This window comes from Stenotrophomonas sp. YJH_SMC_32, assembly GCF_059369975.1.
The window spans coordinates 173,785-196,719 of sequence record NZ_JCAFTE010000004.1 but is presented as its reverse complement, the minus strand read 5'-3'; the positions used below and the strand labels follow the sequence as shown (position 1 = coordinate 196,719).

18 protein-coding genes and 1 pseudogene are annotated in these 22,935 nt (G+C 64.6%); 15 read left to right on the top strand and 4 right to left on the bottom strand.

Going from position 1 to position 22,935, the window contains the following annotated elements; all coding sequences use genetic code 11:
- Positions 1-97: 97 nt before the first annotated feature.
- Complete coding sequence (locus AC5P7S_RS08695; protein WP_095378730.1) at positions 98-1,516, bottom strand: DEAD/DEAH box helicase; 1,419 nt, start codon at positions 1,514-1,516, stop codon at positions 98-100.
- A gap of 901 nt (positions 1,517-2,417) precedes the next feature.
- On the opposite strand from AC5P7S_RS08695, the gene AC5P7S_RS08690 reads away from it, so the two are divergent.
- Both AC5P7S_RS08690 and maiA read left to right on the top strand, forming a co-directional pair.
- A complete protein-coding gene (locus AC5P7S_RS08690; RefSeq protein WP_005415155.1) occupies positions 2,418-3,407 on the top strand; it encodes a fumarylacetoacetate hydrolase family protein in 990 nt (329 codons plus the stop codon).
- Between the two features lie 14 nt (positions 3,408-3,421).
- The gene (maiA, locus tag AC5P7S_RS08685; RefSeq protein WP_095378741.1) at positions 3,422-4,090 is read left to right on the top strand and encodes a maleylacetoacetate isomerase; all 669 of its coding nucleotides are present in this window, start codon (positions 3,422-3,424) and stop codon (positions 4,088-4,090) included.
- A 43-nt stretch (positions 4,091-4,133) separates the two neighbouring features.
- Here the strand turns inward: maiA and AC5P7S_RS08680 are convergent, their stop codons facing one another.
- The 3 genes from AC5P7S_RS08680 to AC5P7S_RS08670 form a co-directional block, all read right to left on the bottom strand.
- Positions 4,134-5,594, bottom strand: coding sequence for a UdgX family uracil-DNA binding protein (locus tag AC5P7S_RS08680; RefSeq protein ID WP_095378727.1), 1,461 nt, complete (start codon positions 5,592-5,594; stop codon positions 4,134-4,136).
- A complete protein-coding gene (locus AC5P7S_RS08675) occupies positions 5,575-6,858 on the bottom strand; it encodes a putative DNA modification/repair radical SAM protein (RefSeq protein ID WP_095378724.1) in 1,284 nt (427 codons plus the stop codon). Before AC5P7S_RS08675 ends, AC5P7S_RS08680 begins: the two co-directional genes overlap by 20 nt.
- Positions 6,859-6,986: 128 nt before the next feature.
- Positions 6,987-8,114: a PilT/PilU family type 4a pilus ATPase gene (locus AC5P7S_RS08670; protein WP_049416904.1), complete on the bottom strand. Its 1,128-nt coding sequence runs from the start codon at positions 8,112-8,114 to the stop codon at positions 6,987-6,989.
- A gap of 121 nt (positions 8,115-8,235) precedes the next feature.
- On the opposite strand from AC5P7S_RS08670, the gene AC5P7S_RS08665 reads away from it, so the two are divergent.
- The 13 genes and pseudogenes from AC5P7S_RS08665 to AC5P7S_RS08605 all read left to right on the top strand — a co-directional run bounded on the left by AC5P7S_RS08665 (position 8,236) and on the right by AC5P7S_RS08605 (position 22,885).
- A complete protein-coding gene (locus tag AC5P7S_RS08665; protein ID WP_005415160.1) occupies positions 8,236-8,601 on the top strand; it encodes a DUF4398 domain-containing protein in 366 nt (121 codons plus the stop codon).
- Positions 8,598-9,482 (top strand): OmpA family protein, encoded by an 885-nt coding sequence (locus AC5P7S_RS08660; protein ID WP_095378721.1) that lies wholly within the window; start codon positions 8,598-8,600, stop codon positions 9,480-9,482. Before AC5P7S_RS08665 ends, AC5P7S_RS08660 begins: the two co-directional genes overlap by 4 nt.
- 324 nt (positions 9,483-9,806) lie before the next feature.
- Positions 9,807-10,043 carry an HP1242/YdcH family protein gene (locus AC5P7S_RS08655; protein WP_005407964.1) on the top strand — a complete coding sequence of 79 codons (237 nt, stop codon included), beginning with the start codon at positions 9,807-9,809 and terminating at the stop codon, positions 10,041-10,043.
- Between the two features lie 300 nt (positions 10,044-10,343).
- Positions 10,344-11,714, top strand: a complete 1,371-nt coding sequence (locus tag AC5P7S_RS08650) for a pyridoxal-phosphate dependent enzyme (RefSeq protein ID WP_005415163.1) — start codon at positions 10,344-10,346, stop codon at positions 11,712-11,714.
- Between the two features lie 123 nt (positions 11,715-11,837).
- Entirely contained in the window at positions 11,838-13,010 is a 1,173-nt protein-coding gene (locus AC5P7S_RS08645) for a cystathionine gamma-synthase (protein WP_095378718.1), read from the top strand.
- A gap of 71 nt (positions 13,011-13,081) precedes the next feature.
- Complete coding sequence (locus tag AC5P7S_RS08640) at positions 13,082-13,864, top strand: ABC transporter permease (RefSeq protein WP_238379838.1); 783 nt, start codon at positions 13,082-13,084, stop codon at positions 13,862-13,864.
- A 154-nt stretch (positions 13,865-14,018) separates the two neighbouring features.
- A pseudogene (locus AC5P7S_RS08635) lies at positions 14,019-14,348 on the top strand (ABC transporter ATP-binding protein); the annotation flags it as partial.
- Complete coding sequence (locus AC5P7S_RS08630; RefSeq protein WP_495213622.1) at positions 14,337-15,266, top strand: Wzt carbohydrate-binding domain-containing protein; 930 nt, start codon at positions 14,337-14,339, stop codon at positions 15,264-15,266. The pseudogene AC5P7S_RS08635 and the gene AC5P7S_RS08630, both read left to right, overlap by 12 nt.
- 55 nt (positions 15,267-15,321) lie before the next feature.
- Positions 15,322-16,497, top strand: a complete 1,176-nt coding sequence (locus AC5P7S_RS08625; RefSeq protein WP_095378710.1) for a class I SAM-dependent methyltransferase — start codon at positions 15,322-15,324, stop codon at positions 16,495-16,497.
- Positions 16,498-16,500: 3 nt separating this feature from the next.
- Positions 16,501-19,866 carry a glycoside hydrolase family 99-like domain-containing protein gene (locus AC5P7S_RS08620; protein ID WP_242441382.1) on the top strand — a complete coding sequence of 1,122 codons (3,366 nt, stop codon included), beginning with the start codon at positions 16,501-16,503 and terminating at the stop codon, positions 19,864-19,866.
- Positions 19,867-19,870: 4 nt separating this feature from the next.
- Positions 19,871-20,797: an NAD-dependent epimerase/dehydratase family protein gene (locus tag AC5P7S_RS08615; protein WP_095378707.1), complete on the top strand. Its 927-nt coding sequence runs from the start codon at positions 19,871-19,873 to the stop codon at positions 20,795-20,797.
- 36 nt (positions 20,798-20,833) lie between these two features.
- On the top strand, positions 20,834-21,718 hold the full coding sequence (locus tag AC5P7S_RS08610) for a class I SAM-dependent methyltransferase (RefSeq protein ID WP_095378705.1): 885 nt from the start codon (positions 20,834-20,836) through the stop codon (positions 21,716-21,718).
- Between the two features lie 21 nt (positions 21,719-21,739).
- The gene (locus AC5P7S_RS08605) at positions 21,740-22,885 is read left to right on the top strand and encodes an acyltransferase family protein (protein ID WP_095378702.1); all 1,146 of its coding nucleotides are present in this window, start codon (positions 21,740-21,742) and stop codon (positions 22,883-22,885) included.
- Positions 22,886-22,935: the final 50 nt, after the last annotated feature.

Below are 22,935 nucleotides of genomic sequence, written 5' to 3'. Positions count from 1 at the left end.
TCAGCCACGGTAGCCAGCAAAAAAAAAGGACGGCGCGTCAGCGCCGTCCCTCGATAGCCCCCCGCGCAGCGGGAAGCACCCTCCCTGGCAGCTGGGATCAGCCGGCGCGACCGCCGCCGCCGCCCTGGCCGCGGCCACGGCCGCCACCATTACCGCCACCGCCACGACGCTGGCCCTGACCGGCGCCTGCACCCGCACGTTGCTGGCCGTTGCCACTGCCCTCGCGACGGCCACCACCGGCCTTCTTCGGGCCGGCATGCGCATGGCGCGGTGCATCACCGTGCGGACGGCGTGCGTGGCTCTTGCGCGGTGCGCGCTCGCCGGTATCGTGCTCGGCCTTGCCCGGCGCACTGTTGCCCCAGCGGATCGGAACCTGCAGTTCGAAGCCCGGCACATCGCGGATGTCCATGTCGCGGCCCAGCAGGCGCACGATCGCGCGCAGCAGCTTCACTTCATCCTGCGCCACCAGCGAAATCGCCTGGCCGGTCGCGCCGTTGCGGCCGGTACGACCGATGCGGTGCACGTAGTCCTCGGCCACCATCGGCAGGTCGAAGTTGATCACCTTCGGCAGCTCGTTGATGTCGATGCCGCGCGCAGCGATGTCGGTGGCCACCAGCACGGTCACGCGGCCGGCCTTGAAGTCGCCCAGCGCACGCAGGCGCTGGCCCTGGCTCTTGTTGCCATGGATCGCCGCGGTCTTGATGCCTGACTTTTCCAGGAACGTGGCCAGCTTGTCGCTGCCGTGCTTGGTGCGTGCGAACACCAGGGTCTGCTCGCGGCTGTCCTGCGCCAGCAGGTGCAGCAGCAGGTCGCGCTTGCGGCCGGCATCGACCGGATGCACGCGATGGGTGATGGTTTCGGCCACGGTGTTCTTCGGCGTCACCTGGATCTGTTCCGGGTTGCGCATGAACTCCAGCGCCAGCTGGCGGATGTTGTCCTCGAAGGTGGCCGAGAACAGCAGCGTCTGGCGGTTCTGCTTCGGCAGCTTGGCCAGGATGCGCTTGATCGACGGCAGGAAGCCCATGTCGAGCATGCGGTCGGCTTCGTCCAGCACCAGCAGTTCAATGCCGGACAGGTCGACACTGCGACGTTCCAGATGGTCGATCAGGCGGCCCGGGCAGGCCACCAGCAGGTCCACGCCACGGCGCAGGATGTCCAGCTGGTTGCCCATGCCGACACCGCCGTAGATGCAGGCGCTGGGAATGCGCAGATACTTGCTGTAGCCGCGCAGACTGTCATGCACCTGGGTGGCCAGTTCGCGGGTCGGGGCCAGGATCAGCGCACGCGGCTTGCGCGGGCCGGCACGCACCTCCTGCGAGGCGGTGCCCAGGTGCTGCAGCAACGGCAGGCCGAACGCAGCAGTCTTGCCGGTACCGGTCTGTGCGCCGGCCAGCAGGTCGCGACCGGCCAGCGCCAGCGGGATCGCCTGCTGCTGGATCGGGGTCGGGGTTTCGTAGCCCTGCTCGGCAAGCGCACGCAGCAGGAAGGGCGCCAGGCCCAGCGATTCAAAAGACATTGAGATTGCTCCAGGTACAAGAAACGCCTGTCCGAGCGGACAGACGGGGGCAGATCAAAGTGATCGGCTGACTCGGAGCGTTCCCGTGAACCGCGCTGCGAGAAGTTGGGTGCAGCCGGCACGAAGCGCAGGCTGGAATGCGTGACGAACGGCGTCGGAGTGGGGGCGGGCGAAGAGGGCGGACCCTGGTCGCCGGCGATCCCGGAGGGAAACGGACGGCCGCTGCAGACCTGCCTAGTCTAACCGATGGCTGAGACCTCGCGCAAAAAGCCCCGTTCAGGTAAGGGGGGCTCTCTGCAGGGCTGCGTCCTGCACCCGCAGAGGCCAAAGCGACGTCAACGTCAAAAGCAGGTTTCTTGAGGGATGGCGGGGTGGGTCCGGTGGTGGGAGACGCCGTAAACCCGTCCATGGGGGCTTGGCCGCGGCATCCATGCCGCGGACACTCTCGCCACCGGACCCACCCCGCCTTCGACAGTTTCCCGCGATCTGTCGGAATGGCATGGGGTCAGATCCGTTTTCCGCAGGAAAACGGATCTGACCCCGGAATTCCATTCGATATCTGACAGATTTCATCCACGCATGGCGTGGATCTACTGGTCACCGGCCTACTGTCGAAGGCGGGGCACTGTGGGTTTGCGGGGTGTGAGCGGCATGGATGCCGCGACCAAGCCCCCATGGATGGGTTTACCGCGTCCCCGCAAACCCACAGTGCCTCGCCATCCCACGGAATGTCCGCTGTTGCTGTTGCGTCGGCTGTTGCCCTGGCTTGAAGCGGGTGCAGGGTGCAACCCTGCCGAACCCTCACTGCGGTAGGGTGGGCCGATGCCGCGCTGCAGCTTGGCGCCGCCGCAGATTTGATTACACTTGAAACTTGTTTGCCCACGACTCCGGACACCCACCCATGAAGCTTGGTTCTTTGAAGGAAGGCGGCCGCGACGGCACCCTGATCGTCGTTTCGCGTGACCTGCGCCACGGCGTGCGCGCCACCGGCATCGCCGCCACCCTGCAGCAGGCCCTGGAGGACTGGAGCCACATCGCACCGCGCCTGAACGCCCTGTACGAATCGCTCAACGCTGGCGACGCCGATGGCGTGTTCGACCTCGATCCGCAGGCGCTGGCCGCACCGATGCCGCGTGCCTATGAGTTCGTCGATGGCAGCGCCTACCTGCCGCACGTCGAGCGCGTGCGCCGCGCCCGCGGTGCCGAGGTGCCGGAGAGCTTCTATACCGACCCGCTGATGTACCAGGCCACCAGCGCAGGCTTCTACGGCCCGCGCGATGCGGTCAAGGTGGTCAGCGAGGACTACGGCATCGACCTGGAAGCGGAGATCGTGGTGATCACCGACGACGTGCCGATGGCGGCCACCCCGGAACAGGCCGCCAGCCACATCCAGCTGGTCGGCCTGGTCAACGATGTCTCGCTGCGCAACCTGATCCCGGGCGAGCTGGCCAAGGGCTTCGGCTTCCTGCAGTCCAAGCCGCGTTCGGCGCTGTCGCCGGTGTTCGTCACCCCCGATGAGCTGGGCGCTGCGTGGCAGGACAGCAAGGTGCACCTGCCGCTGCTGACCCACATCAACGGCCAGTGGTTCGGTGCGCCGGAGGCGGGCGTGGACATGCAGTTCAACTTCGCCCAGCTGGTCGCGCATGCGGCCAAGACCCGCCCGCTGGGTGCCGGCACCATTGTCGGCTCGGGCACCATCGCCAATGAAGACACCAGCAAGGGTGCCTCGTGCTTCGCCGAGCAGCGCGTGGTCGAGACCCTGCGTGACGGCAAGCCGAGCACGCCGTTCATGTCCTTCGGCGACGTGGTCCGCATCGAGATGCTCGATGCTGCCGGCAACAGCATCTTCGGTGCGATCGAGCAGCGCATCGAACAGGCGGCCAAGCCCTGAGCATGGAGGCGGCGATGGAGATCCCGGTCGACGACGGCATCGTGCTGTACACCTACTGGCGATCCAGCGCCGCCTACCGCGTGCGCATCGGCCTGGAGCTGAAGGGCCTGGCCTGGGAGGTGCGGCCGGTGCATCTGGTGCGCGACGGTGGCGAGCAGCACCATGAGGCTTATCGCGCGCTCAATCCGCAGCAGCTGGTGCCGACCCTGCTGCATGATGGGCACACGCTGACCCAGTCGCTGGCGATCATCGAGTACCTGGAAGAGCGCTTCCCACAGGTGCCGCTGCTGCCGGCCGACGCTGCGGGCCGCGCACGGGTGCGGGCGCTGGCGCAGCTTGTGGCCTGCGATATCCATCCGATCAACAACCTGCGGGTGATGCAGTACCTGGAACGCGACCTGCAGCTGCCTGCCGAAACCCGCACGCAGTGGACCCTGCACTGGATCGCCGAGGGCTTTGACGCGATGGAAGCGATGCTGGCCAACAGCCGCGACACCGGCACCTTCTGCCACGGCGACCGCCCTGGCCTGGCCGACATCTGCCTGTTGCCGCAGCTGTACAACGCCCACCGCTTCGGCCTGGACCTGGCACCGTACCCGACCCTGCGCCGCATCGAAGCGGCCTGCCAGGCGCTGGACGCCTTCGACCGCGCACGCCCGGAACACCAGCCCGACGCCGCCTGAAAAAAGGGGACGGAGGGGATTAAGTCGTATATGCACTTACGACTTAATCCCCTCCGTCCCCTTTCTGTTGCAATCGGGCCAGGTCATCGCGGAACAACCGGTAGGCCTCCTCGCGGCGGGCATCGTCGGTCTGTCGCAGCACCCATGCCGGGTGCACCGTGGCGTAGCCGCGCGTGCCGTCCTCGAGGGTGTGCCAGCGCCCGCGGTCACGCGAGAGGTCGAAATCATGGCCGAACACCGAGGCTGCCGCTGTCGCGCCGAGGCACACGATCACCTGGGGCCGCACGCGCGCGATCTCACCCATCAGCCAGGGCCGGCAGGCCTGGATGTGACGGCTCTCCGGCCGCTTGTGCAGCCGCACCTTGCCGCGCCGTTCATGGTGGAAGTGCTTCACCGCGTTGGTGAGGTACAGCGTGGCGCGATCGATCCCCAGTTCCGCCAATGCGCGGTCCAGCACCTGGCCGGCAGGTCCTGCAAATGGCTGCCCACGCAGATCTTCGGTGTCACCGGGTTGCTCTCCGACCAGCATCACCCCGGCCCCTGCCGGCCCCTGTCCGAATACGGTCTGCGTGGCCTGCTCCCACAACGGGCACTGGCGGCAGGCGCTGGCCTGCCCGCGCAGATTGTCCAGGCTGCTGGCTTCGGCTGCCGATGCCGGAGGGTTCGCTCGCAGCGGAATCCTGCGTTGCGGTGCCTGCGCGGGACGGTCATGCATTTCCTGCACGCGGTCGGCGGCGTCGCGTACCAGGCGAGGCAGCAATCGGGCTTCAGGCAGGTGGCGCCAGTACTTGGCCGGCATCTCCTGCATCATCATCCGCGTGTTGAGCCGGGCCGGATTGAAAATGCTGGCGTAATAGGTCTGCCACAGCGACTCGCGTGCATCCTCGGCCGGGGCATCCTCGCGTCGTGCACCGGGGCCGAAGGCAAGCGCCTGCCCATCCCAGGAGGCACTGCGCGAAGGCGTGAGGATGGCCCAGCGCATGCCGGTGAAGCGGCGCGCGAAGAACGGCGCGACCCGGTCGACGATGTGGTGCTGTGGCTCGAACCAGGCGATGAACGCATCAGGCTGGCCAGGCACTTCGCGGAAGCGCACGAATGCCTTCATCTTGTGCGTGTCGCGGCGGACCGCCTGGGCCATGGCCATCGCCCTCAGTACGTCGGCATCGGCAGGGTTTGACAGCACCGAGCGTTCGCCATGGGCGATGCGCCACAGCAACCGGTACAGGAGGGCCATGCGTTGTCCGTCGCGATGGCACAGGCAGGTGTCCGCCAGCTCCAGGAAGTCGCGAGGTACCGTCGGTGCGCCAGCGTCGGCCTGTGCGGGCGCCGAGGTGACCGCTGGCGCGTCCAGCAGTGATGCGTCGCTGCCCTCGAGCCAGTCCAGCTGCTCCGGCGCGACGCCGCGCAGCAGGGCTTCGCGCGCACCGCTGCGCCAGGCCTCCAGCGACCATGGCGGATCCACCCGCAGCGACCAGCGCTGCGCGTCAGGCCGCGGACGGGGCATCGAACAGCGAACCCTGTCGCGGCGGCGGGGCCAGCTGCGCGCGCAGCGCCGCCGGATCGTCCAGTGCTTTGCGCGGGTGATGGTCGGCCAGCAGCACGAACGGCAGCAGCTTGCTCATCGGTGCCTTCAGGCGTGCGATGTCGGCCACGCGCAGCCGCCCGTGACGGCGTGCCATCAGCACGCGCGTGACGTTGCGCACGCCAAGGCCGGGCACGCGCAGCAGCATCTCCTTCGGTGCCCGGTTCAGATCGACCGGAAAGCGCTCGGGATGGCGGATTGCCCAGGCCATCTTCGGGTCGATATCCAGGTCGAGCATGCCGTCCTGGGTGGTATCGGTAATCTCATCCACGCCGTACCCGTAGAAGCGCAGCAGCCAGTCAGCCTGGTAAAGGCGATGTTCGCGCTGCAACGGTGGCGGCTGCAGTGGCAGCTGCCGGCTGGCGTCCGGAATCGGGCTGAACGCGGAGTAGTAGACCCGGCGCATGCGGTAGTTGCCGTACAGGCTGTCGGCGCTGGCCAGGATCTGCTGGTCGTTTGCCCCGTCCGCGCCGACGATCATCTGGGTGCTCTGCCCGGCCGGTGCGAAACGGGGAGGGCGCGGGCGAGTGCTGCGGCTGGCCGTCGGTGCCACCGCTGCGGGGGCCTTGCGAGCTTCCTTGGCTTCCTCGATGCGCCAGCGCAATTCCCCCATCGCGCCACGGATGGAATGAACCGTCTTCTCCGGCGCCAAGGCGCTCAGGCCGGCTTCGGTGGGCAGTTCCACGTTGATGGACAGGCGGTCGGCATAGCGCCCGGCACTGGCCAGCAGTTCCGGCGAGGCCTCGGGAATGGTCTTGAGGTGGATGTAGCCGGCGTAGCGGTGTTCTTCGCGCAGTTGCCGGGCGACTTCCACCATCTGTTCCATGGTGTAGTCCGCATTGCGGATGATGCCGCTGGACAGGAACAGGCCCTCGATGTAGTTGCGCTTGTAGAAGTCCAGGGTGAGCGTGACCACCTCATCCACGCTGAAACGTGCACGGGGCACGTTGCTGGAAACCCGATTCACGCAATAGGCGCAGTCGTAGACGCAGAAGTTGGTCAGCAGGATCTTCAGCAACGAAACACAGCGGCCATCGGGCGTGTAGCTGTGGCAGATGCCCATGCCCTCGGTGCTGCCGATACCGCCGCTGGCGCGCGAATCGCGCTTGCCCGAGCCGCTGGAGGCGCAGGAGGCATCGTACTTGGCGGCATCAGCCAGAATGGCCAGCTTGCGGATGGTTTCCATTGAGGAAACCTACGGATGAGGGGTCTCATTGGATGAGACCGCCCCTGAATTCTTCAGAAAAAGGGGACGGGGGATAAAGTCGCAAGTGCACAAACGACTTAATCCCCTCCGTCCCCTTTTTCGTGGGATCAGAAGCCGTGGGTGATGCTGGGTGCGCCTGCCGAGAAATCGGCGTACGGGTCGTGCTCGCCGCTACTGCCTTCGGACAGGCGGAACTTCAGGGCCAGGCCATCGCGCGAATCGGCCGCGCGCAGCGCTTCCTCCTGCTCGATGGTGCCGGCCTTGGCCAGCCGGAACAGGCACTGGTCGAAGCTCTCCATGCCTTCTTCCAGCGAGGCTTCCATCGCCGCCTTGATCTCGTGCACCTGGCCGCGGCGCAGCAGGTCGCGGATCATCGGCGTGTTGATCAGTACCTCGGTGGCCGGCAGGCGACGGCCCTCCTTGTTCTTCACCAGGCGCTGGCTGATCACCGCACGCAGGTTCAGCGCCAGGTTCATCAGCACGTTCTTGTGCGCGCTTTCCGGGAAGAAGTTGAGGATGCGCTCGATGGTCTGGTCGGCGTTGTTGGAGTGCAGGGTGGCCAGGCACAGGTGGCCGGTCTCGGCGAAGGCGATCGCCGCCTCCATCGTTTCCGCATCCAGGATCTCGCCGATCAGGATCACGTCCGGCGCTTCACGCATCGCGTTCTTCAGCGCGTTGTGGAAGGCGTGGGTGTCCAGGCCGACCTCGCGCTGGTTGACGATCGACATCTTGTGCTTGTGCAGGTACTCGATCGGATCCTCGATGGTGAGGATGTGACCGGTGGTGGTGCTGTTGCGGTGGTCGATCATCGACGCCAGCGAGGTGGACTTGCCGGAACCGGTGGACCCCACCACCAGCACCAGCCCGCGCGGGGTCATGATGACGTCCTTCAGCACCTGCGGCAGGTTCAGCTCCTCGATGCTCGGAATCCGGCTGCGGATGGCGCGGATGACCATGCCGACCTCGCCCCGCTGCTTGAACACGTTGACGCGGAAGCGCCCGGCATCGGGCAGCGCGATGGCCATGTTGAGCTCCAGCTCGCGCTCGAACTGCGGCACCTGGCCTTCGTCCATCAGCGAGTAAGCGATCTTCTTGACCATGCCCGGCGGCAGGCCGGTGTTGCCCAGCGGATAGAGCTTCCCTTCGATCTTGATGTAGACCGGTGCCCCGGTGGTCAGAAACATGTCCGAAGCGTTCTTTTCGGTCATCAGCTTCAGGAAGTAGCCGATATCCATTGCGAATTTTCCCCAACGAAACGGCCGACGCCCGTTGCCAGCACGGTGTCGGCTTGACGACAATGGCCGTGAACCGACAACCGGTACGGCCTCCCCAATGAAACGACTTAGCTTCGCACGAATGCGCCATGGCCTGTATGTGATGGCGTTTGCATTCGCACTGTCTGCCCCCGCCTGGGCGCAGGACGCTGCCCTGGAACTGGCGCAGGCCCGGCAGGCGGTCGACAAGGCCACCCAGGCCGATGCCGACCAGTACGCCCCGGACCTGATCGGGCTGGCCCGGCAGGGGCTGGAGCAGGCCCAGCGCGCCGCCGGCGACCGCCGCGAGCGCAAGAACGCCCCGGCGATGGCCCTGCGCGCCGCCGCCGATGCCGACCTGGCCCGCGTCCGCAGTGAGGAAGCCACCGTCACCGCGCAGCTGCAGCTGCGCCGCAACGAGGTCAACCAGCTGCAGCGCCAGCTGTCGACCGGGGAGGACCGCCGGTGAAGCCGATGACCGCCGCAACCCTGGCCGCGCTGCTGGCGCTGCCGACCTTGGCCACGGCCGCCGACAACCCGATGGTGGCGCAGCTGAGCCAGCGCCTGATGGCCATCCAGGCCAACCCCGATACCGCTGAGCTGGGCGCCTTCGAGCGCATGCAGGCGCAGCAGGCCATCGCCACCCTGGACAAGGCCAAGCGTCGCGACCAGGAGCTGGCCACGTACCTGGCCGAGCGTCGGGTGGAGATTGCCGAGACCGCCGTGCGCACCGCGCTGGCCGCGCGCGAGGTCGACCGCCTGGAGCGTACCCGCAGCGACCTGCTGATCGAGGCCAGCCGCCGCGATGCCGCCCGTGCCCGCCAGGAAGCCGAGCAGCTGCGCATGCAGGCGCAGATGCAGGCCGAGGAGGCCGAACGCCTGCGCCAGGCGGCCGAGGCCGAGACTCTGGCCCGCCAGGACGCCGAGAATGCCCTGACCAGCGTGGCCGGCAAGCAGCAGCAGCGTCTGAGCGCTGCCCAGCAGAACGCTGCCAGGCTGGCCCGGGAGGAAGCCGAGCTGGTGTCCGGGCAGAAGCTGCCCGGTTCGAAGTTCGACGCTCGCGGTGAGGTCTTCACCTTCGGTGGTGACGCGTTCGCCGCAGGCGCCTCCAGCCTGTCGGGTGGCGCCCGCAACCAGGCCAAGGCCCTGGCCGAGTACCTGAACATCGGCAAGAAGGGGCGCCTGCGCATCGAGGCCTACGACAGCGCCAACGGCGTGGGCCAGAAGCGTGCCGAAGCGCTGCGCGACGCCCTGGTCGCGGGTGGTGTCGCCAGCAACCGGATCCAGGTCAGCGGCAAGAAGGCTGCGTCCACCCGGGGGCGCTCGGCCGAGGTCATCATCGCGCCGTAATGCATTGATATTGTTTGTTTTTCGTTGCGATGAGCATTCAGCCTGAACCCCGCCCCGGCGGGGTTCGGTCTTTTTGACGCAGGGGTCTTGTACCCCGCCTTGAGCAGGCGTAGGGTCAATCGTCCGGGACGCAATGCCGCGGACCGGACGATGGGAGGGCCGGGCCGATGCAAGCAGGGCGCGAACCGCAGCAGATCGACGTGCGCAGGCCAGTGCCGCAGGTCGTTGCAGGCGTCCAGGTGGCCATCGGCCGGCACTCCTCCATGAACAACGCCCCGTGCCTTGCGGCCGGGGCGTTCGTGTATCTGTCGAAGGAGGTCCATCATGTTTGAAGATCAGCCCCAGAGCGAGATCGACGCACGTCGCGCGCGTGATCCGGAGTTCAGGGCACTCCATGACCAGCACCGCAAGTTGAACAAGAAGTGCATGGACGCGGAGCTGGGTGTACTCCCGATCGATGATGTCACCCTGGGTCGCATGAAGCGCGAGAAGCTGCTGGCCAAGCAACGACTTCTGCGAATGTACGAAACACCGCTCCCAACGACGTCCCCCACGCTTTGACGCACCCCGTCACGCCCGGAACGGCGTGACCCGGCCATCGATGGCCCGGCCGGGCGCTCCTGCCCCGGCATCGCGGCACCGCCGATGAGGCGGCCGCGCCAAGGCACCACAGGCGGTGGTGCCTTGGCCTGCAGGCACAACTCACCGATGCGGGCGGTACCGGTCTCCTCGTCGACCCGGGGCCGTCCGCATCCCTCTACGGGACGGCGGGCGGCATGCCCGCGCCGACCTGACATTCAGCGTCATCCGTCGGATAATCATCGGTCCGGCCCTGCGTGGCGCGAATCGAAAGTCCTCCGAATGCCCATCCATTCTTCCGTCCTCGAACTCATCGGCCAGACCCCGATCGTCAAGGCCCAGCGCCTGGACACCGGCGTCTGCGAGCTTTACCTGAAGCTCGAGAGCGCCAACCCGGGCGGTTCGATCAAGGATCGCATCGGCCTGTCGATGATCGAGGCAGCGGAGCAGCGGGGTGACCTGAAGCCGGGGGCGACCCTGGTCGAGGGTACCGCTGGCAATACCGGCCTGGGCCTGGCACTGGTGGCCCAGCAGAAGGGCTACAAGCTGATCCTGGTTGTTCCCGACAAGATGAGCCGGGAAAAGATCTTCAACCTGAAGGCGATGGGCGCCGAAGTGCGCCTGACCCGTTCGGACGTCGCCAAGGGCCACCCGGAGTACTACCAGGATCTGGCTAAGACCATCGCCGAGCAGACCCCGGGCGCCTACTTCATCAACCAGTTCGGCAACCCGGACAACCCGGCCGCGCATGAGTTCGGCACCGGCCCGGAGATCCTCGAGCAGATGGGCGGTGACCTCGACGCCATCGTGTTCGGCTGCGGCAGCTCCGGCACCATGACCGGCCTGTCGCGTGCGTTCGCCAGGCTGTCGCCCAAGACCGAGCTGGTGCTGGCCGATCCGGTCGGCTCGATCCTGGCCGAGTACATCAACGACGGCGTGCTCAACGACAAGTCGGGCAGCTGGCTGGTGGAGGGCATCGGCGAGGACTTCCTGCCCTCGATCTCCGACTTCAGCCGCGTCAAGAAGGCCTATGCCATCAGCGACGCCGAGAGCTTCCACACCGCGCGCGAGCTGCTGGGCAAGGAAGGCATCCTCGGCGGTTCGTCCACCGGCACCCTGCTGGCCGCGGCACTGAAGTACTGCAAGGAGCAGACCACGCCGAAGAAGGTGCTGGTGCTGGTCTGCGATACCGGCAACAAGTACCTGTCGAAGATGTACAACGACTACTGGATGCTGGACAACGGCTTCCTGGAGCGCCCGCAGCACGGTGACCTGCGCGACCTGATCCTGCGTCCGTACGGCCAGCGCGACACGGTGGTGATCGGTCCGAACGACCTGTTGACCACCGCCTACCAGCGCATGAAGCTGTATGACGTGTCGCAGCTGCCGGTGATGGACGGTGAGCAGCTGGTCGGCATCGTCGATGAAAGCGACGTGCTGCTGCATGTCTATGGTGACGAAGCGCGCTTCCGCGACACCGTGGCCACCGCGATGGTCAGCAAGCTGGACCGGCTGGACGTGAAGTCGCCGATCGAGGCCCTGCTGCCGGTGTTCGACCGCGGGCAGGTGGCGATCGTAATGGACGGTGACGCCTTCCTCGGCCTGATCACCCGCATCGACCTGTTGAACTATCTGCGCCGTCGCGTGCAGTAAACCGCTGATCGCTGCCGTTCACCGCTGAATTCCGGTTTATTCGCGTCAAAGCTCGTTAAGGCTGCGCTGATAGACTCCCGATCCTTTGACGGCGCCGCACGTCGGCGCCATTCAGGAAACGACATGTCCAACTCCTCTTCGCCCGACCGCGCGCTGGCCTTGGCCACGCTGGCCATCCATGGCGGCCAGTCGCCCGATCCCAGCACCGGCGCGGTGATGCCGCCGATCTACGCCACCTCGACCTATGCCCAGTCCAGCCCGGGCGAGCATCAGGGCTTCGAGTACTCGCGTACCCACAACCCGACGCGCTTTGCCTATGAGCGCTGCGTGGCCTCGCTGGAAGGCGGCACCCGTGGCTTCGCCTTCGCCTCGGGCATGGCGGCCAGCTCGACGGTGATCGAGCTGCTGGACGCCGGCAGCCACGTGGTGGCGATGGACGACATCTACGGCGGCAGCTTCCGCCTGTTCGAGCGCGTGCGCCGCCGCACCGCCGGGCTGGACTTCAGCTTCGTCGACCTCACCGATCTGGCCGCATTCGAAGCCTCCATCACGTCGAAGACGAAGATGGTCTGGATCGAGACCCCGACCAACCCGATGCTGAAGATCGTGGACATCGCCGCGGTGGCTGCCATCGCCAAGCGCCATGGCCTGATCGTGGTGGTGGACAACACCTTCGCCTCGCCGATGCTGCAGCGCCCGCTGCTGCTGGGCGCCGATCTTGTGCTGCACTCGGCCACCAAATACCTCAATGGCCACTCGGACATGGTCGGTGGCATGGTCGTGGTCGGCGACAACGCGCCGCTGGCCGAGCAGATGGCGTTCCTGCAGAACTCGGTGGGTGGCGTGCAGGGCCCGTTCGACAGCTTCCTGGCCCTGCGCGGCCTGAAGACCCTGCCGCTGCGCATGAAGGCGCACTGCGCCAATGCGATGGCGCTGGCCAAATGGCTGGAAACTCATCCCGAGGTGGACAAGGTGATCTATCCGGGCCTGCCGTCGCATCCGCAGCATGATCTTGCCCGCAAGCAGATGGCCGGCTACGGCGGCATTGTCTCGATCGTGCTGAAGGGTGGTTTCGAGGCCGCCAAGCGTTTCTGCGAGAAGACCGAACTGTTCACCCTGGCCGAGTCGCTGGGCGGTGTGGAAAGCCTGGTCAACCATCCGGCGGTGATGACGCATGCCTCGATCCCGGTGGCGCGTCGGGAGCAGCTGGGCATCAGCGATGCGCTGGTGCGGCTGAGCGTGGGTGTGGAAGAGTTGGGGGATCTGCAGGTGGATCTGGAGAGGGCGCTTCAATGACCGACCCGGTGAGCACAACGGAAGGATTGCGACCGTACGCTTCTTCAAGGCGGAACCCTCTGGTGGGCTTCGTGTCCACGCCCATCCGCCATCGCCACCTCATTTTCCGGCTCATCCAGCGGGAGATCGTCGGCCGGTATCGTGGCTCATTCGCTGGCCTAGCGTGGTCATTCATCACGCCGTTGATCATGCTGGTCCTGTACACGTTCGTCTTCTCGGTCGTGTTCAAGGCGAAGTGGAAGGACTTCGATACCAGCGGCGGCTTCGCGCTGATCCTGTTCTCCGGCCTCATCGTGCACGGCCTGCTGGCCGAGTGCATCAACCGCTCCCCAGGTCTGATCACCGGCAATGCCAACTACGTCAAGAAGATGGTCTTCCCACTGGAAATCTACGCCTGGGTGACCGTCGGTTCGGCAGTCTTCCACGCAGGCATCAGCTGGTTGGTCCTGACCATCGCCCAGATCTGCATGGGTGTTCCGTTGCCCTGGACGGCGGTGCTGTTCCCGGTCGTGATGATTCCCTTGCTGTTGGGCTGCCTGGGGGTGTCCTGGTTCCTGTCGGCGCTGGGAGTCTATTTCCGGGACATCGTCCAGATCACGGGCACGCTGTCCACGCTGCTGCTGTTCCTGTCACCGGTGTTCTATGCGCTGGATTCAATTCCACCGAAATACAGGCCGTTGATCGAGATGAATCCGCTTACCGGCGTGCTTGAGTCGGCGCGGAAGGTCCTGATGTTCGGTGAGCTTCCGTCCATCTCGAACCTGCTGATCGGTTCCCTCATTGGCTTGGCCGTCGCCTATGTCGGCTATTTCTTCTTCCAGAAGTCGCGGGATGGATTCGCCGATGTCATCTGACCCGATCGCATTGAAGGTCGATGGTGTGTCCAAGCACTATGAGATCTACGCTTCTCCGCAGCAGCGGCTGAAGGCAGCGCTGTTCAATCAGGCAGCCAGCATGCTGGGGCGTCGGCGTGAGTCCTCGGGGCGCCGGTTCAGTGCGCTCGATGACGTCTCCTTTAGCATCCGCAAGGGTGAAACCGTCGGAATCATTGGCCGTAATGGCTCGGGCAAGTCCACGTTGCTGCAGTTGCTCAGCGGCACGCTGTCACCGAGTGCCGGGCAGATCCTGGTCGATGGCCGGGTCGCCCCTCTGCTGGAGCTGGGCGCGGGCTTCAACCCCGAATTCACCGGCCGCGAAAACGTGTTTTTCAATGGTTCGCTGCTGGGGCTGTCTGAAGATCGGCTGCGCGAGAAGTACGACTCGATCGTCGAATTCGCCGATATCGGCGAGTTCATCGATCAGCCGGTCAAAACCTATTCCAGCGGCATGTTCGTTCGCCTGGCGTTCGCTGTGATTGCCCATGTCGAGGCCGACATCCTGGTCATCGACGAGGCCCTGAGCGTCGGTGATGCCTTCTTTGTGCAGAAGTGCATGCGGTTCCTGCGCGAATTCATGAAGAATGGCACCGTGGTGTTTGTCTCCCATGACACCGCTGCCGTCATCAATCTTTGTGACCGGGTGATCTGGCTTTCGCAGGGCAAGGTCGTTGCCGACGGTTCCCCGAAAGAGGTCACGGCCAAGTACCTGGAAGACCTGTATGCGGTGGAGATGGCGGCGGCTGGTCCAGCGCCGGCAGCGATCGCTGCGGAAGCCGCCGAAGGCGCCAGGCCGGCACCCGCCAATGAGCCGGGTCCGATGGCTATGGCGCCGCGTGATTTCCGCCAGGACCTGATCAATGCCAGCGCACAGCGGGTCGATATCCGGCTGTTCGAATTCAATCGTGAGAACGGATTCGGACTGGGAGGTGCGCAGATTGAATCGGTCAGTTTCGTTGATGCCAGCAATCGGCCGCTGGCATGGGTGATCGGCGGTGAAGCGGTGCGGCTGCAGATTCGATGCCGGACCCAGGTGGCGTTGGCATCGCCCATCATCGGCTTCGAGGTCTATGATCGCCTGGGGCAGACCTTGTTCGCCGACAATACCTACGTTGCATCGGCGGAACCCCCGCCGCTGGTTGCACCGGGCGAGGTCCTGACCGCTGCGTTCGATTTCCGCATGCCCGTGCTGCGCGAAGGTGACTACACACTTAGTGCCGCAATCGCCGATGGCAACCAGGAACGCCATGTGCAGCACCATTGGCTGCACGACGCCCTGGCCTTCCATGTACACGCAAAGGGCGTCTGCCTGGGCATGTTCCGCGCCCCCATGCAGCGCGTACATCTTGCCGTGGAAGCGGAAGATGCCGTTGCCGAATGATCTTGGTGTGGGTGCCGAGCGGCATCCTGCACTCCACTGATGAGCGAGATGCCCAATGACATCGCAGACTGACGTACAAACCAACGATCTGGAGTTCACCGGCGAGCGCTTCATGCCCGAAGTGGCTGGCCAGATCGCCTTCGAGCACCTGCATCGGTATCACTTTGCCTCGCGCTTCTGTCAAGGCAAGCGGGTGCTCGATGTCGCCTGTGGCGAAGGCTATGGCAGCCGCATTCTGTCCAACGCTGCGTCGTCAGTGGTGGGTGTGGACATCTCGGCTGAGGCCGTTGCCCATGCGCAGGGCAAGTACGCATGTGGTTCGTTGGAGTTCGTGGAAGCGTCCGCTGCCTCGTTGCCGTTTCCGGATGACTCGTTCGATGTGGTTGTCAGCTTCGAAACCATCGAGCATCACGATCAGCATGAGGAAATGCTGTCCGAGATTCGTCGCGTCCTGCGTCCAGGCGGCCTGCTGGTGCTGTCGAGCCCGAACAAGCAGTACTACTCCATCGAGCCGGGATACTCCAATCCGTACCATGTAAAGGAGCTTTTCCGCGAGGAGCTGCTCGCTCTGGCTGGCCGCCATTTCAGCGCCGTCCAGATCTACTCGCAGCGCGTGGTGCATGGCTCCCTGCTCATTGCGGAGGGCAAGGCTGCCTTTGATTCAATCCTTGGGACGGGTCCGGATAGCAGCGAGAGCGAGCGGGGACTGAGCCGCCCCCTCTACGACCTCATCCTGGCCAGTGATGGAGAGCTGCCGGAAGCAGAATCCAGCTTCTATGAGATGAAGGTTCATGGGCTGGATGCTGCGACGTTCTACGGCGTCCACCTGCTCGAGCGGGTCAGCAGCGCCGATCACCAGGTGGCTGTGCTGCAGGCAAAGACCGACGACCAGTCGCACGATGAGTTTCTGCGCCAGCTGTCGCGGCAGCACGAGGCGTTGCGGGAGGTCGGCGAGCAGGTGCGTCATCTGGAAGGCCTGCTGGCGACATCGCAGCAGACCCTGCTTACCCAGTTCGCCGGCGAAGGGGCGCTTCGCGATGAACTGGCGCGCCTGGTGGCGCAGCACAATGAAGATCGCGAGCAGGTCCAGCAGCTGCAGCTGGCTGTCACCGAGCAGCGCTTGATTGGCGAGCAGCGGGAGCGCGAGGTCCAACTGCTGAAGGAGTCTCGCAGTTGGCGGTACACTGGTTGGCTACGCCGATTGACCGGTAGCGCACGGAGGCACCTGTAACAGATGCATCAGAATCACAACGGCGGCAAGCTCGGAGCGTTCGCCAGGCGCATCTACATGGCTGTGCCCGGCTGGAATGCCCGACTGGCACTGAAGGACTTCCTGTTCCGCAATTTCAGTTTCGCATTCGCCAATACCAACGCGTACCGCCGCTGGCGGGCAGTGGGCGCTGGGCAGCGGCTGTCCGCTGAAACCTTCGCCAAATCGCCGCCGCCGGCAACCGCAACCCTCGTCGCCGAGGGAGTCAAGGTGCCGGCCGTAGCGCGTCTTTATGCTGGCGCAGTGGATGCTGCGGCGGGCGTACGCGGCCCTGAATATGTCGAGTTGTCGCCGGCGCTGCAACCGCCGGCAACCCTGCGCTTCAAGTCCATTGCGTTCTATCTTCCGCAGTTCCATCCATTTGCGGAGAACGACGCATGGTGGGGACGTGGGTTCACCGAGTGGACCAACGTCAGCAAGGCGGTGCCCCAGTTTGCCGGACATCGCCAGCCCCACCTGCCAGGCGAGCTGGGTTTCTACGATCTGCGCCTGATCGATGTGCTCAAGCGCCAGGCCGAACTGGCCAAGCTTTATGGTCTGCATGGTTTCTGCTTCCACCATTACTGGTTCTCTGGCCATCGTCTGATGGAACGGCCGGTCGATCAGCTGCTGGAGCACCCGGAAATCGACCTGCCGTTCTGCATCTGCTGGGCCAATGAAAACTGGACCCGACGTTGGGATGGTCATGAGAATGACGTTCTGATTGGACAGAACTACACGGCTGACAATGATCTGGCGTTCATCCGCGACGCCATGCCCTACCTGTCCGATGCCCGCTACATCCGCATTGATGGACGGCCGCTGCTGATCATCTACCGGCCTTCGCTGCTCCCTGACGCGCGCAGTTCGCTCGAGACCTGGCGCGCGTATGCGCGCGAGCACGGCCTGGGTGAGCTGTTCATCGCCATGGTGCAGTTCGACGTGGATGACCCGCGGACCTACGGCTTTGATGCTGCACTGGAGTTCCCGCCGCACAAGGTTGCCCGCAACCTGCCCAGCATCAACCACACCCTGGACATCGCCAATCCGCGCTACGAAGGCTACGTGGTCGACTACCGCGAGATGGCCAAACGCTCCCGTGAGTGGCCCGCCGAGGACTACCCGCTGTTCAAGGGGGTTACGCCGCGTTGGGACAATGAAGCGCGCAAGCCAGGTCGGGGCTACACCTTCGCCCACTCCTCGCCAGACGAGTACCAGCGCTGGCTTGAATCGGCCGGTGAGTTCGCTCTCGCCCATCCGGTCCGTGGCGAGAGTGTTGTATTCATCAATGCGTGGAACGAATGGGCCGAAGGTGCGCACCTTGAGCCTGATCGCCACTACGGCTATGCCTTCCTGCAGGCCACGCGCAACGCAACGGCCGGCACAGGCCGTGCGCGCATCGCGCTGGTATCACATGACGCGCATCCTCATGGCGCACAGTATCTTGCGCTGAACATGGCCAGGAAGATGGCTGCCGGGCTGGACCTGGACGTGCATGTGGTCCTGCTTGAGGACGGAAGGCTGCGTTCCCAGTTTGAAGAGTGCGCCACCGTCCACCTCCTCGGCAATCGGGACGCCGCCGCCCTGGCTCTCGAGCTGCGGCAGCTGGGTATTCGCTCGGTGCTGGCCAACACTGCGGTCAGTGGTCGCATCGTCGAGGCCCTGGACCAGGCGGGCCTGACCGTGGTTTCCATGATCCACGAGCTGCCCGGAGTGATCGAGAGCTACGGACTGCAGCCGGCATTGGCGGATATCTCGCGTGTTGCCCGCCGTATCGTCGTTGCGTCCGATGCTGTCCGCGATGGATTGCAGCCGTATCTGGACGACGCGGGGCGCGGCAAGGTGAGCAAGTTGCCGCAGGGACTTTTCGCAGCCAATCGTCACCGTGGTCGCCAGGATCGCAGCGCAGCGCGCCTAGCCCTGCGCAAGCGGCTCGGCCTGGAACCGGCCACCAGGATCGTGCTGTCTGTCGGCTATGCCGATGCGCGCAAGGGTGTCGATCTGCTGGCCGAGGCATTCACCAGCGCGTTTGCGCAGCGTGCCGATGTGCACGTCGTCTGGGTCGGCCATCGTGACGAGGCCGCCTGTGAATCAGCGGCAAAGACCCTGGCGCGTCATGGCATGACCGAGCGCTTCCACTTTGTGGGCCTGGATTTCGATACGGATGACTACTACGCCGGTTCCGACGTCTATGCGCTGGCTTCGCGGGAGGATCCCTTCCCGTCAGTGGTGCTGGAAGCCTTGTCCGTAGAGCTTCCGGTGGTGGCTTTTGCCGGCACGGGTGGTGGTGCGGACCTGGTTGCAGAGCATCACAGTGGAGTGGTGGTGCCGGCCCTGGATGCCTCGGCCTATGGCGCCGCGCTGACGCAACTGATCGACGATCAGGAGCTGCGGGTGACCACGGGCCGTGCAGGACGCCGCCTGGTCAATGCCGACTTCTCATTCCGCGCCTATCTGCTCGATCTGCTCGAAATGGCGGGACATCGCATTCCGCGCGTGTCGGTCATCGTGCCGAACTACAACTACGCTCATTACCTTGAGCAGCGTCTTGCCTCGATCTATGGACAGGAGTTCCCGCTTTACGAGGTGATCATCCTTGACGACGCATCTTCCGATGGCAGCCTGGGCGAACTGGAGCGGCTGTGGCCGAAACTGGACCCTGAGCCGCGGCTGGAAGCTTCTGCGGCCAACAGCGGCTCGGTGTTCCGCCAGTGGATGAAGGGGATCAGCCTGGCGCGTGGCGAGTATGTGTGGATCGCTGAAGCCGATGACCTGTCAAAGCCGGGCTTCCTGGGCTCACTGGTTGATCTGCTGGAGGCCAATCCGCGCTCGGTGCTTGCCTATTCGCAGTCCGAGCAGATCGATGAGTTCGGCGATGTCATGGCTGCCGATTACCTGGACTACACGAACGACCTTTCGCGTGAACGCTGGTGCAGCAGTTATTCTGCCCAGGGAGCAGAGGAAGTCGAGGCTGGCCTTGCCGTGAAGAACACCCTGCCCAATGTCAGCGCCGTGCTGTTCCGTCGCGAGCCGTTGTTGAGGGTGATGCAGGCCCATATCGAGGAGGTCGCCCAGTTCCGCATCGCGGGGGATTGGCTGGTCTACCTGCTGCTGTTGCGCGAAGGTGGCCTGAGTTTCAATGCCGAGGCGCTGAACAAGCACCGTCGCCATGGGAACAGCGTAACGCTGGGCTCCAAGGCGCAGGGGCATCTGGACGAGATCCGCCGCCTGCACGCCCATGCCGAGCGCTTGTTCCCGCTCAGCGCTGCCACACGCGCCGCGGCTGCGGGTTATGAAGGCAGGCTCAGGGCGCAATTCGGTCTGCACGACGGTCCAGCAGTGACGGAGTGATCGCATGAAGGCACTGGTCATCGGCGGTAACGGGTTCATCGGCACCCACCTCGTGCGGGCGTTGAGCAGGCGCGGCGATACCGTTGTGGTCCTTGACCGCTTCGCACCACGCGCGGACAGGAACTTGACCGGTGTGGATTATCACACGGGTGATTTCCACGATCCGGTGTTGCTGCGGCGCGTGCTTTCAGGGGTCGACGCGGTGTACCACCTTGCCAGCTGTACCGTGCCCAGCACCGCCGATGCCGAACCGGAGTCCGACGTCCAAGGCAACCTGCTCGGTACGCTCGCCCTGCTCGCAACGATGCGCGAGCAGGGCATCCGGCGCATCTGCTATTTCTCGTCCGGTGGCACAGTGTATGGCAACCCGGAGCGGGTGCCCGTGCCGGAAAGCCATGCGCTGCGGCCGATCTCTTCCTATGGCATCGTCAAGGTGGCCATCGAGCAGTACCTGGCCATGTTCCAGCGGCAGGGCTGGCTTGATCCGGTCATCATCCGGCCGTCCAACCCGTATGGTCCCGGGCAGGCGCTGGGGGGAATCCAGGGCGCCGTCGCGGTTTTCCTGGGCAAAGCGCTGGCTGGCCAGCGGGTGCAGATATGGGGGGACGGCGAGATCATCCGCGACTACGTCTACATTGATGACGTGGTCGATCTGGCAATGATGGCCGTTGACTCGGGGAAGAACAGTGTTTTCAATGTCGGATCGGGCGCAGGCAACAGCTTGAATGCCCTCTGCGATACTATTCGCAGGGTGACCGGAATCCCCGTGCAGGTGGACTACCTGCCGGGACGGTCATTTGACGTCAAGGCTGTCGTGTTGGATGTTACGCAGGCCCGTGAACAGCTGGGCTGGTATCCGCGAATCGATCTTGAGGCTGGCGTCCGACGCACGTGGCAGGCTATCGAGGGTGCTTCCTCGTCCCTTCCCTGAGCGTACCTCTCCGGCCTTGCAGCGCAAGGAGACGGAATGTATCCCAGCTTGATGTGGTACGACTCGGTAACATTGCTGACCACTGCGGTCCAGGATCAACTGGACGACATGCGCGAAATCGATGCGGCGATTGCGGCCAGGCCGGTATTCGAAGGCTACTGCGTGCATTGTCGCCATGTGGTGGACATGGCGGTCAATGGCGGTGCGATGTTCGGCGACGATGTCAATCTTCGCGAAGGACTGGTTTGCCAACGCTGCGGATTGAACGCACGCTCCAGGCAGTTGTTCATCGCGGCCAGGCGCCTGTTTGCCGATGACGCGAAGCTGGCGCTGCTGGAGGCATTCAGCCCACTGGGGCGTTACTGCGCGGCGACTTGGCGGGACTGCCGTCTTTCGGAGTTCCATGATCCGGCCGCGCTGAGCGGCATGATCTACGAGTTCCCGGGCAGGGAGGGGCAGGAGGAACAGCGCCGGCATGCGATCCATCAGGACATGCAGGCACTGTCGTTTGCCGATGGAGAGCTGGACGGGATCCTGCACAACGATGTTCTCGAGCACGTGCCGGATGCTTCGAAAGCACTGCGTCAATGCAGCCGCGTACTGAAAGAGGATGGCATCTTGCTGTTCAATGTCCCGTGGTTCCCCTGGCTGCCGCAGACTCTGGTACGCGGACGGCTCGACGCGGAGGGTGTCCTGCACGAGTTCCTGCCGACCGAAATGCATGGTGATGGGTTGCGGCCGGAAGGTGTCTACACCTTCAACAGCTTTGGTGCCGATCTCCCGGAACTGCTTCTGGATGCTGGTTTTCGCAGCGTCCAGTTTGGCCTTTCCTACGCGCCGTACGCGGGGATGGTCACCAACAACTACCGGTACAGCGACGATTTTCTTATGCTGCCCGTGGTCATCAAAGCTGTCCGCTGACAGGCTGATCAGAGAGTAACAATGAAGGGATTCAACTCTGCCGACGTGAGCGGAAAGCAGCGGCTGGTGTTTCTGGACAGCCTGCGGGGACTGGCTGCGGCCTATGTCGTCGTCTACCACATGGCGCTTATCCCGCAGCCTCAGCTGCTGCTGCCGCGCTGGGCCGAGACGTTCACGTTGATGGGAGGAACCGGCGTCACCCTGTTCTTCATCGTCAGCGCGTTCTCGCTCTACTACACCATGCCGCTGCGCCAGGCGGGTGGGGCTCCCTTGAAAGCGTTCTATCTACACCGCTTCCTGCGTATCGCCCCGCTGTTCTACTTCATGATTGCCGCGACCGTTCTTCGCGATGCATGGGTGTTCGACAACCACCATTCCCTGCAAGGAGTGATGGCGTCGGTCCTGTTCGTGTTCAACTTCTTCCCGCTCCGTCAGGAGGGTATCGTCTGGGCAGGTTGGACCATCGGCGTGGAGATGATCTTCTACGCCGTGTTCCCGCTGATATATGCCCGCGTGCGGAATCTGTATTCGGCAATCGCAATGGTGTTTGCCATGCTGCTGCTCTGGTACCTGACTCTGGCTGCACTGGACCTTGTGGCGTTGCCGGCGGGGTGGCGTGAGTCGATCGAGCAGTGGAGCGTATTACGGCATCTGCCGATCTTCGCGGTAGGTGGCCTGCTCTATTTCTGGTTTGCCAGGTTGGACCCGGCCGACCCGGAGCGGCGGTCCAAGGGCACGATGATGCTCGTTGCCGGCGTTTTCACTTTCCTTGCACTGATCCGTGGGTGGCTGCCCAATCTGCTGGGAATGCCGTATTACCTGCAGGGCGTGGCCTATGGGTTGATCTTCGCGGGCCTGGCGCAGGCCCCTTGGCAGCTGCTGGTGAACCGGTTCACTGCATTCCTGGGCAAGATCAGCTACTCCCTCTATCTGATGCACCCTCCGGTGGTGGTCCTGCTGATGCCGGTTTACCGGTGGATCTACGCCGGCCAGCATCCGGTGACCCTTTCCTTCCTGGCCTGCACGCTGCTGACCTTCAGCATTATGTTGCCCCTGGCCTGGCTGGGTTATCGGTTCATCGAGCTGCCGGGCATCCGCCTGGGCAGGGCGCTGGAGGAACGTTGGTGGAAGCAGCCGGCCGGTCAGGCTGCGGTTGTGAGACGATAGTGGCCCGGCGGAGGATGCCGGACCGAAAGCAACAAGGACCTGCCCGGCAC

Bases quoted from the DNA above. Each gene is read 5' to 3' on its own strand.
- AC5P7S_RS08645 (WP_095378718.1), top strand. From the start codon at position 11,838: ATGTCCAACTCCTCTTCGCCCGACCGCGCGCTGGCCTTGGCCACGCTG.
- AC5P7S_RS08680 (WP_095378727.1), bottom strand. From the start codon at position 5,594: ATGCCCCGTCCGCGGCCTGACGCGCAGCGCTGGTCGCTGCGGGTGGAT.
- AC5P7S_RS08690 (WP_005415155.1), top strand. From the start codon at position 2,418: ATGAAGCTTGGTTCTTTGAAGGAAGGCGGCCGCGACGGCACCCTGATC.
- AC5P7S_RS08650 (WP_005415163.1), top strand. From the start codon at position 10,344: ATGCCCATCCATTCTTCCGTCCTCGAACTCATCGGCCAGACCCCGATC.
- AC5P7S_RS08605 (WP_095378702.1), top strand. From the start codon at position 21,740: ATGAAGGGATTCAACTCTGCCGACGTGAGCGGAAAGCAGCGGCTGGTG.
- AC5P7S_RS08670 (WP_049416904.1), bottom strand. From the start codon at position 8,114: ATGGATATCGGCTACTTCCTGAAGCTGATGACCGAAAAGAACGCTTCG.
- AC5P7S_RS08615 (WP_095378707.1), top strand. From the start codon at position 19,871: ATGAAGGCACTGGTCATCGGCGGTAACGGGTTCATCGGCACCCACCTC.
- AC5P7S_RS08695 (WP_095378730.1), bottom strand. From the start codon at position 1,516: ATGTCTTTTGAATCGCTGGGCCTGGCGCCCTTCCTGCTGCGTGCGCTT.
- AC5P7S_RS08620 (WP_242441382.1), top strand. From the start codon at position 16,501: ATGCATCAGAATCACAACGGCGGCAAGCTCGGAGCGTTCGCCAGGCGC.
- AC5P7S_RS08630 (WP_495213622.1), top strand. From the start codon at position 14,337: ATGTTCGTTCGCCTGGCGTTCGCTGTGATTGCCCATGTCGAGGCCGAC.
- maiA (WP_095378741.1), top strand. From the start codon at position 3,422: ATGGAGATCCCGGTCGACGACGGCATCGTGCTGTACACCTACTGGCGA.
- AC5P7S_RS08625 (WP_095378710.1), top strand. From the start codon at position 15,322: ATGACATCGCAGACTGACGTACAAACCAACGATCTGGAGTTCACCGGC.
- AC5P7S_RS08655 (WP_005407964.1), top strand. From the start codon at position 9,807: ATGTTTGAAGATCAGCCCCAGAGCGAGATCGACGCACGTCGCGCGCGT.
- AC5P7S_RS08610 (WP_095378705.1), top strand. From the start codon at position 20,834: ATGTATCCCAGCTTGATGTGGTACGACTCGGTAACATTGCTGACCACT.
- AC5P7S_RS08665 (WP_005415160.1), top strand. From the start codon at position 8,236: ATGCGCCATGGCCTGTATGTGATGGCGTTTGCATTCGCACTGTCTGCC.
- AC5P7S_RS08675 (WP_095378724.1), bottom strand. From the start codon at position 6,858: ATGGAAACCATCCGCAAGCTGGCCATTCTGGCTGATGCCGCCAAGTAC.